At 39.5% G+C, this 12,550-nt stretch carries 17 protein-coding genes; 11 read left to right on the top strand and 6 right to left on the bottom strand.

Features of this window, described 5'->3' with window-relative positions:
- Positions 1–202 (top strand): hypothetical protein (locus ACM0OP_RS16185; RefSeq protein WP_414529449.1); only part of this gene is annotated, 202 nt, incomplete at its 5' end.
- On the opposite strand, the gene ACM0OP_RS16180 is transcribed toward ACM0OP_RS16185, so the two are convergent.
- From ACM0OP_RS16180 to ACM0OP_RS16155, 6 genes are all read right to left on the bottom strand, one after another.
- Complete coding sequence (locus ACM0OP_RS16180; protein ID WP_089090734.1) at positions 175–297, bottom strand: photosystem II reaction center protein J; 123 nt, start codon at positions 295–297, stop codon at positions 175–177. The two genes, ACM0OP_RS16185 and ACM0OP_RS16180, sit on opposite strands and share 28 nt — an antisense overlap.
- 71 nt (positions 298–368) lie before the next feature.
- A complete protein-coding gene (locus ACM0OP_RS16175; protein ID WP_015209609.1) occupies positions 369–488 on the bottom strand; it encodes a photosystem II reaction center protein L in 120 nt (39 codons plus the stop codon).
- Positions 489–497: 9 nt separating this feature from the next.
- Positions 498–635 carry a cytochrome b559 subunit beta gene (gene psbF / locus ACM0OP_RS16170; protein ID WP_089090733.1) on the bottom strand — a complete coding sequence of 46 codons (138 nt, stop codon included), beginning with the start codon at positions 633–635 and terminating at the stop codon, positions 498–500.
- Positions 636–644: 9 nt separating this feature from the next.
- Positions 645–893, bottom strand: coding sequence for a cytochrome b559 subunit alpha (gene psbE, locus ACM0OP_RS16165; RefSeq protein ID WP_414529448.1), 249 nt, complete (start codon positions 891–893; stop codon positions 645–647).
- Positions 894–1,011: 118 nt separating this feature from the next.
- A complete protein-coding gene (locus ACM0OP_RS16160; protein WP_414529447.1) occupies positions 1,012–2,022 on the bottom strand; it encodes a photosynthesis system II assembly factor Ycf48 in 1,011 nt (336 codons plus the stop codon).
- 100 nt (positions 2,023–2,122) lie between these two features.
- Positions 2,123–2,470, bottom strand: coding sequence for a rubredoxin (locus tag ACM0OP_RS16155; RefSeq protein WP_414529446.1), 348 nt, complete (start codon positions 2,468–2,470; stop codon positions 2,123–2,125).
- 193 nt (positions 2,471–2,663) lie between these two features.
- On the opposite strand from ACM0OP_RS16155, the gene ndhC reads away from it, so the two are divergent.
- From ndhC to ACM0OP_RS16105, 10 genes are all read left to right on the top strand, one after another.
- Positions 2,664–3,026, top strand: a complete 363-nt coding sequence (ndhC, locus tag ACM0OP_RS16150) for a photosynthetic/respiratory NAD(P)H-quinone oxidoreductase subunit C (protein ID WP_414529445.1) — start codon at positions 2,664–2,666, stop codon at positions 3,024–3,026.
- Positions 3,017–3,754, top strand: a complete 738-nt coding sequence (ndhK, locus tag ACM0OP_RS16145) for a photosynthetic/respiratory NAD(P)H-quinone oxidoreductase subunit K (protein ID WP_414529444.1) — start codon at positions 3,017–3,019, stop codon at positions 3,752–3,754. The genes ndhC and ndhK overlap by 10 nt, the downstream gene beginning before the upstream one ends.
- Positions 3,747–4,274, top strand: a complete 528-nt coding sequence (locus ACM0OP_RS16140) for an NAD(P)H-quinone oxidoreductase subunit J (protein ID WP_414529443.1) — start codon at positions 3,747–3,749, stop codon at positions 4,272–4,274. The genes ndhK and ACM0OP_RS16140 overlap by 8 nt, the downstream gene beginning before the upstream one ends.
- Before the next feature lie 577 nt (positions 4,275–4,851).
- On the top strand, positions 4,852–6,219 hold the full coding sequence (locus tag ACM0OP_RS16135; RefSeq protein WP_414529442.1) for a hypothetical protein: 1,368 nt from the start codon (positions 4,852–4,854) through the stop codon (positions 6,217–6,219).
- 2 nt (positions 6,220–6,221) lie between these two features.
- Complete coding sequence (locus ACM0OP_RS16130) at positions 6,222–7,571, top strand: DUF1822 family protein (protein ID WP_414529441.1); 1,350 nt, start codon at positions 6,222–6,224, stop codon at positions 7,569–7,571.
- Between the two features lie 95 nt (positions 7,572–7,666).
- Positions 7,667–10,084, top strand: coding sequence for a CHASE2 domain-containing protein (locus tag ACM0OP_RS16125; protein WP_414529440.1), 2,418 nt, complete (start codon positions 7,667–7,669; stop codon positions 10,082–10,084).
- A complete protein-coding gene (locus ACM0OP_RS16120; protein WP_414529439.1) occupies positions 10,077–10,766 on the top strand; it encodes a hypothetical protein in 690 nt (229 codons plus the stop codon). The genes ACM0OP_RS16125 and ACM0OP_RS16120 overlap by 8 nt, the downstream gene beginning before the upstream one ends.
- 169 nt (positions 10,767–10,935) lie before the next feature.
- On the top strand, positions 10,936–11,451 hold the full coding sequence (locus ACM0OP_RS16115) for a tetratricopeptide repeat protein (protein WP_414529438.1): 516 nt from the start codon (positions 10,936–10,938) through the stop codon (positions 11,449–11,451).
- Between the two features lie 129 nt (positions 11,452–11,580).
- Complete coding sequence (locus ACM0OP_RS16110; RefSeq protein WP_414529437.1) at positions 11,581–11,880, top strand: hypothetical protein; 300 nt, start codon at positions 11,581–11,583, stop codon at positions 11,878–11,880.
- Between the two features lie 281 nt (positions 11,881–12,161).
- On the top strand, positions 12,162–12,536 hold the full coding sequence (locus ACM0OP_RS16105) for a hypothetical protein (protein WP_414529436.1): 375 nt from the start codon (positions 12,162–12,164) through the stop codon (positions 12,534–12,536).
- Positions 12,537–12,550: the final 14 nt, after the last annotated feature.

Here is a 12,550-nt window from a genome sequence, read left to right as displayed (position 1 = left end):
ATTTTCTCAAATTATTGCCACATCTCATCTTGAGCCACCTTGTCACCCGTTAAGGTTAAAGACAAAGATCCTACTGATTAAAATTACAAACCGCCTGCCTCTAATAAAAAGAAACAAGCGGTTTGTTAATGCTAATTTTAAACAATTGCCAGAAAATTCTGACTCAAGCTATTTTTACATTGAAGAACCGACTCCAGCGTAGGCTCCGTAAAAGAAAATACCTACAACTGTAATTACACCTAAACCTGCGATCGTAGCGACAACCCACAGGGGAATTCTTCCACTTCCAGCAGACACAGCTTTCTCTCCTCCCTTAATAACAGATCAACACTGATTAAATAAACAAAGATTTACAAAAACTGTTCTAGTTAGTTAAAGAAGTAACTGGAGAACAGAATGCCTAGAACAAAAACTAAAAGTAGTCCCAGGTATAAAGAAGTACGGTTAAGTTCAACCGGTTGATTATTCGGATTGGGTGATCTTTCCATAATTTTCTCCTACCGTTGAATAAACTGCATGGCGGCGATCGCGCCTAAAAAGAAGACAGAAGGTACACCTAAAGTATGAACTGCCAGCCATCTCACCGTAAAAATAGGGTAAGACACTGGTTGATTGATGTCATTTCCGCTAGTCATAATCTCAAACTACTTGCCAATAAATTGTTCAACTTGCTGTTTAGCGTCAAAACGATCATTCACAATGGGCAATTCCTGCCGTGTTTGTGTGTAATATTCGTTAGGACGGGGTGTGCCGAAAGCATCATAAGCCAATCCGGTTTGGACAAATAGCCATCCAGCGATAAATAATGCGGGAATGGTGATGCTATGAATTACCCAGTAACGAACGCTGGTAATAATGTCCGAAAACGGACGTTCTCCAGTGGTACCTGACATTTAGATTCCTACCTTTACAAAGATTGTTATTGTCTATTATCCTACAATGTTTAGAAACAGTTACAAGTTGCAACGTTATTCTCAGAAATCAGGGTTAATACCGTAGCCCATCATCCCATTAAGCGGCCTCTTGTGAGAAACCTTGAGCAATATTTGGTTGGTATTTTAGCAAAATACCGCGATCGCCAATCACGAAACCCTGATCAGAATTGAAGAAAACAACTTTATATAAATTAGCTGCTACTCCTTCCACATCACGATCCTTTTCCCAAGTTTGACCACCGTCAGAACTGCGGAGCAAATTACCGCTACCGCCACCAATCCAAAGTTCATCGGGAGTTCGATAAGCCAAATCCAGTAAACCCCAGCTAGTTGCTAACTCAGGATTTTGTGGTTCTTGCCACTCTTCACGATTATTAGGATCACTAAACTGCACCTGACCCCCTCGTGCTAGCAACCACAACTGCCCATTTTCAGCAAAACCCATATTCTCTAAGCGTCGAGAATTATTGCGGTTATGGGGTTCCCAGGTACTTTGTCCAGGTTCCCAAGTCGAGTAGAAACTACCCTTAGCTGAAACAGCCACATATTTGCCATCAGGAGAGCGTTCCAGATTTCGCACCACACCAACAGCACCTTCCACCTGAGCTTTCCAATTCATACCACCGTCTTGAGTTCTATATATAGCCCCCACATCAGTAGCCATTTCTGCCGAATTTTCGCCCAAGGCATAAATAGTAATAGGATTACCAGGAAGCTTTTCGCTCAGAGCAATGCGCGACCAAGACTTACCTTCATCAGTGGTATGTAACAGTAACGAAGGTTCACCTAAAATCCAGCCCTCTTTACCTGCAAAACTCACTGAATCAAAGCGAGTCTTCGGGTCATCCAGTGACAAGGCTAATGGTTTCCAAGTATCACCACCATCATTGGTTTCCAAAAGCGTAGCATCGCTACCCACCAGAAAACCATGTAGAGGATTATCAGTAAAACCGATATCCAGCAGCTTAGAGTCACTTGGTACATAAATAATCGTCCAAGGGTTATAGCTCGTAGAGGGAACTTTGCTACAACCTATACACAAGAACACTACCACCACTAAGGCAAATAATTTTTGCCAAATTTTCATAACACCCATTGAATGCATCAGTATTTTTTACTTTTTTTCTAAATTTTTGATCTTAATGGCGATCGCAGTCCCCTAAACCTGTTACAAAAAGTACCGGGACTTATTGTAAGCCGTAGAGACTGATAAAAAACAAGAAACCAAGAGCCAAAGCCCCAAAAATCAGGATATTTTTTTGACCCGGAGTCAGCCTGTTAACACCCAAACCATAACCCAGATTTTCTTTAAAACCCGAAGCCGTACCAGCCGGACCAACATTCGCAAAAGCCGTCCTTTTCGCCGTACATACCGGACAACGCCAAGTTATCGGCAATTCAGCAAACGGTGTTCCTGGGTCGATATTATGGCTATCATCTCCCTTCTCAGGTTCGTAAACATAACCACAGGCACGGCATTCATAGCGATCTAATGCCGGAGTTTCAACAGCTTGTTCGCTAGCTTGTTCGCTCATGGCTAAAACCTCACAGAGGAGAAACATTAAATATACGTTACAAATTATGACATAACTATGAAACTTTTCCATCATTCCTCAAAACGATAGATACCTAAAATCAGTTTGTTTCCCAGAGTTCAGAAAAAGCAAAAAGATATAATGTAAAAGAAAGTAATAGCTTTATTTACACCATAAACGGTAGATATTCATTGTGTTTGTCCTCAGTGGTTACGAGTATCTTCTAGGCTTCTTCATCATCTGTAGCCTAGTTCCAGCCCTTGCACTTTCAGCCTCCAAGCTCCTGCGACCCCGTGGTAATAGCCTAGAACGGCTGACTACTTATGAATGTGGTATGGAACCCATTGGTGGAGCCTGGATTCAGTTCAACATTCGCTACTATATGTTTGCCCTCGTCTTCGTCGTCTTTGACGTAGAAACCGTATTCTTGTATCCTTGGGCGGTTGCCTTCCACCGTCTGGGGCTTTTGGCATTCATTGAAGCCCTCATCTTTATTTCAATTCTTGTAGTTGCCCTAGTCTACGCGTGGCGTAAAGGAGCGTTGGAATGGTCTTAAATTCAAACTTAACAACTCCAGACAAAGAGCAAATCATCAACCCGATTGCAAGACCCACAGTCACCCAGGATTTGTCTGAAAACGTCATCCTGACCACAGTTGATGACCTCTATAACTGGGCTAGACTTTCGAGTCTCTGGCCTTTGCTGTTTGGTACAGCTTGCTGCTTCATCGAATTTGCCGCTTTAATCGGCTCCCGTTTCGACTTTGACCGTTTCGGTCTTATTCCCCGTTCTAGCCCCCGTCAAGCCGATTTAATTATCACCGCAGGCACTATTACCATGAAGATGGCACCTCAACTGGTACGTCTTTATGAACAAATGCCTGAACCCAAATATGTCATTGCTATGGGTGCTTGCACAATCACAGGCGGAATGTTCAGCATGGATTCCCCCACAGCTGTACGTGGAGTTGATAAACTCATCCCTGTAGATGTTTATTTGCCTGGTTGTCCCCCCCGCCCAGAAGCAATCATCGACGCAATTATTAAATTGCGGAAAAAAATCGCTAACGATTCCATGCAGGAACGGGGTCAAATTAAGCAAACTCACCGTTTTTACAGTACAACTCACAATCTCAAGCCCACAGAGCAAATTTTAACTGGTAAATATTTGCAGTCAGAAACTCGCTACACACCACCCAAAGAATTGACAGAAGCTATTGGTTTACCAGTTCCACCTGCGCTGCTGACAGCAAAGACACAAGAAAAGGAGCAAAACCGTGGCTGAAGAAGATTCCAAACCAGTACCAGCAGCCGAAGAGTCTCTAGTCAAAGCAGGTCCCATTTCCCAATGGTTAACCGAAAATGGTTTTGATCATGAGTCTTTGGAACCTGATAAAAAAGGAGTAGAAATCGTTAAAGTTGGGGCAGATTTCTTACTCCCTATCTCTACAGCCCTTTATGCTTACGGGTTTAATTGTCTTCAGTTTCAGTCTGGTATTGACCTTGGCCCAGGAGAGGACTTGGTTAGTGTCTATCACTTGATTAAAGTTAGTGATAATGCTGATAAACCTGAAGAAGTCCGAGTCAAAGTCTTCCTACCTCGTGAAAACCCCAGTGTCCCTTCAGTTTACTGGATCTGGAAAACAGCAGACTGGCAAGAGCGGGAAACTTACGATATGTTCGGCATTATCTATGAAGGTCATCCGAATCTTAAGCGGCTTTTGATGCCGGAAGATTGGGTGGGTTGGCCTTTGCGGAAGGATTATATCTCGCCTGATTTCTACGAGTTGCAAGATGCTTATTAGGTCGCGCTGATTTTCAGCAGTGAGAATTTTGTTTAACTCACTTTAGCCCCTTTCCAGTCGCGGAGAGGGGTAATGTTTTTTAACGCAAAGGGGCGGGGAGGTTAGCGCTATAGTAGCGTCGGTTCATCCAACTTCACCCCAGCAGGCTTAGAAGGGAATACTGAGTTAAACGTTGTCAACAAAATTGGTGCGATCGCTCACGACCTCAGACTAACTGGTTTGCCGGATTTTGGGATGACCCCAGTGTTGACTTAGATCACAGGCCAAGTTAATTGATGCTCTTAACGCCTCCAAGTTTGGCAGCAAGGAATATACACCCTATCAGATATTTCTCAAGGTACTATACGAATTTTTCAAAGATGACAGCATTATTGGAGATAGCGATCGCACTACCTTAGAACTAGCCAACTTCCAACAACAGGGCTTTCAGACATTGGCTTCTCTAAAATTAACACAGCAGCAGAACAGCGATATATCCTAAGTTTTCCCAAAACTGCATAAGCTGTCAGACTCTGGAATTAAGAATGAATGTTAGGCAATACTGCTATTAATAGGTGGTTCCAAATACTTATATCTTATGAGTACTGCATTCAGATATTGGCAGCTAGTAACAATTGATGCTGCGGGAAAACGAAAAATTAAGGAAATTGCTCTAGCTAAAGCATTTTTTGCGGATAGATTTCCCGAATATACGGCTAAAAGTGATGTACCAGATGCAGTGGTGCAACGAAAACTGCTGCATATATCCAGAGATACTCCTACTGATATACGCTGTTTAGCGGAACGTTGCCTACTGTGTCTAATATCCTGGCAAATTGAGCAGGTTTGCTGGCAGTTAGAAGCCCAATTTGGCAAAGCGCACGGTTTTAGTTACAGAGATTTATTACCTTATGTCTTAGACGATGATGGTAATTTAGAACAAACAGGTAATTATCAATGCCTGGGGCGTAAGATTTTGTCAAGTTTTGAACCGGAAAGAAGTCATCTAGCCACTTGGATAAATATCAAGGTAAAACAAAATCCCGAACTGAATAATTTTTTTTTAGAGTTGGGACTTTATCGAGTAACTGATTGGGCAATTTTAAATGATACTTCACCGAAAAAACTACAGCAAATTCTTCAGGATTTTCATGCTTTAACCTCTAAAGAGGTGGCAGATTTCTTAGCTCTTTTAAAGAGTTATCACGAAATTTATAAATTGCAAAGATTGCAAAAAATCTCTTTGGGTAACAAGGGAATATGCCCTCAACCCACAACTCAACAACTACAGCAAATTGCTTTTCGTTTAGAAAACGTAATTGGTAAAAAACTGGAAAATGAAACTGTAATGACCCAATTACAGAAGCTAGCTACTTATTTACGAGAATATCGAATTTATAACCAGAGTCGTACTCTACCAAATATTAGAGAATATCCTGTTGACATAGCTGCTGTGGAAAATCATGATGAAAATGAAAATGAGCAAATGGAGTTTTTAGAGTTATATCGTGATCAATTTTTGGATTGTTTAGACCCAGCATTCAATATAGTTGTAACTTCGTGGGAGAAGAAGCTAAAACAGAAGAAGGGGAATAAAGCGCAAAATTTTATTAAAGCTCTCCAGCTATTTCATTGTCAAAAAATGTCCATGACAGAAATTGCTCGGACATTGGAATTAAGGGCGCAAGATGCAGTAACTCGCTTACTTAAGCTGAAGGATTTTCGCGCTGATGTGCAACGAGAGTTTGTCAAAATTTTATGCGATCGCGTGATTAGTTTAGCACATAATTATTCTCACCCAGAACGTCTAAAAAAACTTGAACAGCAGCTTGCTTCTATACTACATACACAAAGTTCTATTTTATTTAGAGAGGCAGAAATTCAATCTCGAACAGTCAAGAATAATTCAGCAAATAGTCTGTTTTCAGAAAAATTGTGCCGTTATTTAGATATATTGGGTAAATAAAAATGAGTAACTTATCAAGCAACACTTCTCAAATACAATTAGACTATGAACTCCTTTCGCCAGCCGCAGTTCATCTTTCCTCTGAGCAAATTATACAGGCAGTAGACCTGAGCAATAAAGTTTTCAATATATCCCGGAAATGGCAAACTTATATTAATGGTATGGCGCTATTAGCTTTTGAAGAATGGTTACAAGAAAGAGCAAATACTTTAACTATTCGGCGGGAAAAATGCACAGTTTTACAGCCAGCTTTAGCTAACGCGATTCCTGTTGTTGCTAACTTACAGGTAGGTGAATTTAAAATTTGCTTAATTTCCACTGGTAATTTGTATGATTCAGAAATTGCTCTTTCTCAATTAGTCGTAGATTTACCAGAATATGTTCCTCATTTTTATGTATTGGTCGAAGTTTTAGAAGAACAGGCATCAGCGATAATTTCTGGGTTTATATCCTATCAGGAACTCACGGAAAAGCGAGTAAGAGCGAATTTACAGCCAGAAGCAGACTGGACTTATAAATTACCTTTAAATTGGTTTGATTCTGATGCCAACAATTTATTATTAAATTTGCGTTGTCTAAAACCAACAGCCATTATTTTACCAGTAATTCCTGATCATCGCCCTCACATTTCATCGACAATGCAAAGTAATTTAATCGCCTTTTTACCCCAGTTGCAATCACCTGAATGTGAATTATGGGAAATATTGACTTGGGAACAAGGAACGGCTGTATTTACTCATCCAGAGTTACTGGGTTGGATTTATAATTGTCAACAGCAAACATCTAATTCTGGACTCAAAACCAATTTAAAAGATTTATTTAAATTATGTACACAGCCAGCTTTAAATGTAGGACGTTGGTTATGGGATGAATTAGATGAATTAGCACAGGAATTTTCCTGGAAATTATTACCTAGTTTCACTCCTGCGGTATCAATGCGAAGTCCTACAGAAGAATTTCAGACAATTGTTAACCAACTACAACACCGAGGTTTAGAAATTCCTTCTCAGGCGCGGGGTGCTTATCAAGATTTACTCTTAGCCGGTATTCCCTTACGCCTGTATGCGATGACTTGGCATTTATTATCTGAAACTGATTCACATTTGTGGACATTGTTGTTAGTCTTAGGCACAACTTCACAAAATACTTTACCTAGCCATTTAAAATTGCGCGTCAGTGACCAAACGAGCGTTTTATTGGAACAGGGAATTAATCAAGAACAGGGTGAAACTTATTTGTTTACTCGTGTTGTGGGCAATTGGGATGAAAAGTTTTTAGTGAGTGTAAGTTTGATGGATGGTGTGGAAATTAATTTACCGCCATTTACATTTTATCCGGGGTGTGTACTTTAGTTTTTATGGTTATGGAGGATTGTTTTCTGTACATTTTGTTTGAGAGTTAAGAGTCTAATTTATCGGCGTGCATTGGTGTTTATCTGTAGTAAATCATGGTTGTTTCTAATTTCCATCTCAAGGTACAACAGTTTAATCAGCTTTGTTATTTTGAGTTGTCTTGGGGGCAAGGGCAAGAGATTGGGGTGACGCTGGCGTATCCTGATGCGCTGAATTTCAAGTACCAGGAATGGCAACGAATTTATCTGGGTTTTTATAATACGGAACTGCGAGGAAAAGTAGCAGAAATTGGTAGTTTTACTGCACCTCCTGTTGATTGGCACGCTCGTTTAGTGGAGGCGGAAGCACAGCTTTTATATGAGTTTCATCACTGGTTACGTAGTGCGGAGTTATATGAAATTAGAGCCACTATAGCTAAAGCAATCAATACTGATATTTTTTTGATTTGTAATTCTCTAGATTTAGCCCGGTTACCTTGGGAAGTTTGGGAAATTGGTACGGAATTTGCTCTCGATTCTACTAAGTTTCGCATTGTTCGTACACCTTTAAATCGGCGAGGTCTCATTGCTAATGTCGAGCCAGATTATGCTCCCAGGAAAGCGAAAATTTTAGCAATTTTAGGAGATGAATCTAATTTAAATTTTGACGCAGAAAAGCAGGCTATTCGTTCTTTAAGTTCTGTGGCTGATGTGACTTTTGTTGGTTTGCGATCGCATGAAAGTATTGCTGAGTTGAAAACTAAAATTTTCCAAGCTATATCTGCTAATTCTGGCTGGGATATTTTGTTTTTTGCTGGTCATAGTAATGAAACTAATTTGACTGGTGGTGAGTTGGGTATTGCTCCAAATACGGCATTATTATTAAGTGAAATTGAACCTGCTTTAACTATAGCTAAAGAGCGAGGTTTGCAGGTAGCAATTTTTAATTCTTGTAAGGGTTTAAGTATTGCCAATAAACTCATAGATTTGGGTATTAGTCAAGTAGCAGTGATGCGAGAACCCATTCATAATCGGGTTGCTGAGGAATTTTTTCTGCGATTTGTCCAAACTTTAGCTCAATACAAAGATGTCCATGAGTCATTATTAACAGCTACAAAATATATTAAATTAGAAAAAAACTTTACTTATCCTAGTGCGTATTTAATTCCTTCTTTATTCCGACATCCAGAAGCAAAGTTATTTTGTATCCAACCATTTAGGATAAGACAAATATTTGAAAAATTAAAACCTACTCGCCTAGAAGCGATCGCACTCTTATTCATATTAACTATTAGTTTATCCCTACCCCTACAAAGATGGGCATTACAACGCCGCATATTGGTACAGGCTATATATCGTCAACTAACAAATCAAGTCGAAACCGTTACCGATGCACCCATCCTCTTAGTACAAATTGATGAAGCGTCTATTAGAAAAGCGAACATATCTAATCCCAAACCGATGAATCGTCAATATTTGGCGAGTTTAGTTGATGCGTTAGTGGCTAAAAATGCCAGGGTGATCGGTATTGATTATCTATTAGATCGACCCCAAGAGCAAGGCGATCGCATCCTCGCGGAATCTATCCAAAATGCTATTTCTGCACCCCAACCGACATGGTTTGTTTTGGCTGCAACTCACAATCTCAAGGGTGAATGGCTACAAGCATTACCTGAAATTGCCAGTCTCAACTGGAGTCTGCAAGGTGATATCAAAATTTTACCTTGGTATATGCGCTTGTTTCCGATGGATGATTGGCAAACTCAGCCGTGGCATTTTTCTAATTTATTAACCTTAAGTTACGAATTGCAACGAATCCCTAACTCACCCCAGCCGCAATTAGATAGTCAAACAGACCTGCTGCAACAAATTAATGCTTTCATTAAAGATGGTAACAAAAGTCACCAAACAGTTTTGTCATCCCAGCGAGCGAATTTACAACCCATTACAGTTTTGAGTTATTGGCTAAATCAAATGTGGATGCACCCAATTATTGACTTTTCCATTCCCTCTCAGCAAGTATATCATTCTCTTCCTGCTTGGGAATTACTAGAAAATCCCGCCATGATTCCCGATTTACAGCAGCAAATTGTGATGATTGCGCCGGGGGGATATAACGAAGCTGGAATTAGCAAAGATGGGGAGGATAATTTTCACAGAGATTTACCACCTGCGGTTAAATACTGGCGGAATCGGGAAAGTTCTCAGAATAAAAATCGGGTAATTACAGGAGGTGAAACTCACGCTTTCATGGCGCATCATTTACTGACTCGCAGATTAGTTGTGCTAATTCCTGATTTCTGGATAACTGTTATGGCGATATTAGTAGGTAAAAGCCTATCAATTTTGCCAATAAAAAGGCAGAAGTCTAGATGGCAATGGTTATTTATCCTAAGTGTTATTACAGGAGTTTATGGACTGGTTAGCTTACAAGTTTATATTTCCATAGCCATACTATTACCTGGGATTTTACCCTCGACAACGGTTTGGTTTTACTTTGTCCTTCCCTATTTTCAGAAAAACAAAAATGCGTAAACTTCTAATATCTACTTTAGTTTTATCAGCTGTAGCTTCTACAAGTTTGGCTATCTTACCTGAAAAAGTTGTGCTTGCCGAACAGACAAAAGAGCTATCTTTGTTAGTCAGGGCTTATCGAAATTTGTTTAATAAAAAAGAACCGCCTATAGAACCTAGAAATGGGGGTTCTCGTCCTATTAGTTCAGTATGTATGATTTCTCCAAATGTACCGCGTGTACATATAAAAGTTTGGAGCGATCGCCCTTTATTTATCTGGCAAGGTTACGCTTCTACAATAACAGTGCGTCATCCGGGTAGCAATATCGATTTATGGATTCAACCAGCAGCTAATACTCAAAATATTACCTATACAGGCGAACCATTACAACCAGGACAAGTGTATAAATGGGTAGTTAATGGTAGGCAATTTGTCCCCTTTCAAGTGATGGACAAGGAAGAGCGCGATCGCATCAGTTCTGAATTACAAAATATAGAAAAACAACTCCAATCCACAGGTGCAAATACCGAAGTGATCGCTCTAACTAAAGCTAATTACTTTGCTGAAAATAACTTGTGGAGTGATGTATTACAACAAGTTTATTCTGTACCCGAACCTTCGGATGAATTACTAGCATTTCGTGAAGACATCCTTCAGAAACTATGTAACCCAGCAATAGCTAATAGTAGAACTAATAACTGATAACTGTCATTTTTGCATAACCCCAGTAGGGCTGAGAAGTATAGATAGATAGAAGGCGAAAGTTATACGACAATAAAGCACGCATTCCCATTTTATGCAACTTTTGTATTGTCGTCATTACCCATGCCACCTTGCTGTAGTTTTAACCAGTAATTAAGGAGATATAAAAATGCAGAAATTTAATTTAGCAGTAGTAATTATGGTATTAAGCACCATCGCAATTACACTCAAGGCTGAAGCCAGAAGTTTATGGACAGATCAGCCCAGAATATTATCCACAGTTACAGCACAAGTCCCTGATTCTACAAAGAAAGATGATGCTGTAATGTACTTAAAACGGGGTTTTGATAGATTAAAAGAAAAAAAATATCAGGAAGCGATCGCAGATTTTAATCAAGTTATTAAGTTAGAACCTGATAATATTTATGCCTATCTTGGTAAAGGATTAGGCAATTTTAGTTTAGAGAACTATCAAGCAGCCAAGGAGAATTTTGATCAAGCCCTAGAAATTAGTCCTAATTTTGCTCACGGGTACTATTTTCGAGGTTTTACCCGCTTAATGTTAAGTGATAATCGGGGCGCGATCGCTGATTTACAAAAAGCATCGACCTTATTCACTCAAGCAGGAGAATTGGAACTCGCCCAAAAAGCAGATAGCGCCATTGAGAAGATACAGAAAAGTTAAATCGATTTGGCTAAAACCGGGTTGGTAAATTTCATCCATATCCGGTTGTAGCTACATATCCACATTTTGCATATCGTCTCAACCCTGAGAAATATATATTACTGAGTCAGCCTACAGGAAAATTGATTAATGAATTACCGCCAGAAATACCTCAAACTCACCACAATTAGTCTGATATCTACTTTGGTCAGTACTTTGTTGACCATCTCGATTCCTTCTAACTCTGTTAAGGCAGATATTACTAATGAAAAATTGCAACAATCACTAGGCGGACGAGGACCTGCTTTTGTGGAGTTACTGATTTCCCGGTTATCTCCTCATACCAAAGCACAATTACTTACCTCTCCAACAATCGCAGAGATTAAACAAATTGCTAAAGCACAAAATGCTACCCTGATCCAATATTCAATTACTCAATGTCCAATTTAGATCAAATTCCTAGTGAATTTCAAGTTTTCTCAACCGAGCCAGAACTAAGAATTAGATACTCTTCTAATCCAATCTGGAACAAGACCTGCTTATTACTTTTTTCACTGCCATTTTTTGGGCTTTTTCTTGGACATTGCTTTATTCTGTTTTCAGGGTTGTACGAAATTTTAAATCTCCGCTTTGAGAAAGCAATCCAGATTTGGAGTTATGACAGTAATAATATTTGGTCTATGCTGATGTTTTTCGGGATGCTATTTCTTTTCGGGTTCTCTTCTGGGGCTATGGTATGGGGGATTCTGGGAATCACTCAACTTCATGCTACCCAAGAATCTCTGACAATTATCTATCAACTTCTGGGTATGTATCGTAAAATTTCTGTTTTAGCTACCAACATCAGCTACTTTAATCAATTTCTCAACAAAAGTAGTGAAGGCGATTCCTGGGATTTAGTAGTTGTTACAAACCACAAGCTATATGACAAAGATTTATCATTTCCAGCATGGTTTTCCGCAAAATGGGTATCAGCAGATATGTTAATTCGGATGAATTATCAGACAATTTCTCTTTGTGCTTATACAAGTTATCATCCAAGTGAATGGTTGGGTAAAGTGCTGGCAGAGTTTTATCAAGTCGAGTTTAAATCCAATAGCATCTAATTACAAAAACAAGG

This window comes from Nodularia chucula CCY0103 (genome assembly GCF_963923915.1).
GTDB lineage: Bacteria > Cyanobacteriota > Cyanobacteriia > Cyanobacteriales > Nostocaceae > Nodularia > Nodularia chucula.
Note: the sequence above shows the minus strand (reverse complement) of the source record. Positions and strands in the feature narration are given on the sequence as shown.

Bases quoted from the DNA above. Each gene is read 5' to 3' on its own strand.
- ACM0OP_RS16175 (WP_015209609.1), bottom strand. From the start codon at position 488: ATGGAAAGATCACCCAATCCGAATAATCAACCGGTTGAACTTAACCGT.
- psbF (WP_089090733.1), bottom strand. From the start codon at position 635: ATGACTAGCGGAAATGACATCAATCAACCAGTGTCTTACCCTATTTTT.
- psbE (WP_414529448.1), bottom strand. From the start codon at position 893: ATGTCAGGTACCACTGGAGAACGTCCGTTTTCGGACATTATTACCAGC.
- ACM0OP_RS16160 (WP_414529447.1), bottom strand. From the start codon at position 2,022: ATGAAAATTTGGCAAAAATTATTTGCCTTAGTGGTGGTAGTGTTCTTG.
- ACM0OP_RS16155 (WP_414529446.1), bottom strand. From the start codon at position 2,470: ATGAGCGAACAAGCTAGCGAACAAGCTGTTGAAACTCCGGCATTAGAT.
- ndhK (WP_414529444.1), top strand. From the start codon at position 3,017: ATGGTCTTAAATTCAAACTTAACAACTCCAGACAAAGAGCAAATCATC.
- ACM0OP_RS16135 (WP_414529442.1), top strand. From the start codon at position 4,852: ATGAGTACTGCATTCAGATATTGGCAGCTAGTAACAATTGATGCTGCG.
- ACM0OP_RS16130 (WP_414529441.1), top strand. From the start codon at position 6,222: ATGAGTAACTTATCAAGCAACACTTCTCAAATACAATTAGACTATGAA.
- ACM0OP_RS16125 (WP_414529440.1), top strand. From the start codon at position 7,667: ATGGTTGTTTCTAATTTCCATCTCAAGGTACAACAGTTTAATCAGCTT.
- ACM0OP_RS16120 (WP_414529439.1), top strand. From the start codon at position 10,077: ATGCGTAAACTTCTAATATCTACTTTAGTTTTATCAGCTGTAGCTTCT.
- ACM0OP_RS16115 (WP_414529438.1), top strand. From the start codon at position 10,936: ATGCAGAAATTTAATTTAGCAGTAGTAATTATGGTATTAAGCACCATC.
- ACM0OP_RS16110 (WP_414529437.1), top strand. From the start codon at position 11,581: ATGAATTACCGCCAGAAATACCTCAAACTCACCACAATTAGTCTGATA.
- ACM0OP_RS16105 (WP_414529436.1), top strand. From the start codon at position 12,162: ATGGTATGGGGGATTCTGGGAATCACTCAACTTCATGCTACCCAAGAA.